The sequence below is a fragment of the Sedimentibacter sp. B4 genome, from assembly GCF_000309315.1.
Classification (GTDB): Bacteria; Bacillota; Clostridia; order Tissierellales; family Sedimentibacteraceae; genus Sedimentibacter; species Sedimentibacter saalensis.
In genome coordinates this window covers 1-240 of the sequence record NZ_CANG01000834.1, presented here as the reverse complement: position 1 = coordinate 240, position 240 = coordinate 1, and the positions used below count along the sequence as shown (strand labels likewise).

1 pseudogene is annotated in these 240 nt (G+C 68.8%); it reads right to left on the bottom strand.

Annotation, left to right across the window (positions count from 1 at the left end):
* Positions 1 to 240, bottom strand: a pseudogene (locus BN358_RS27040) (alpha/beta hydrolase); the annotation flags it as partial.

The window sequence follows — 240 nt, the reverse complement described above, 5'->3', positions numbered from 1 at the left end:
CCTCGTTCAGCCCCGACCAGCGCCGAGGCCTGTGCCGACGAGCTGGAGAAGCAGGTCACCTCCGGTGGAGCCGTTGGTGCCCGCGGGTCGAAACCGACGACATCGAAGTGGTCGAGCACGGACTGGGAGAGGAACCCGGTCGCGGATTCGGCGAGGCTCACACCGGAGGCACCCGGGCCGCCGGGGTTCACGAAGAGCGTGCCGATCTTCTCCGCAGGGTCGGCTGCGGGCACCTTGAAA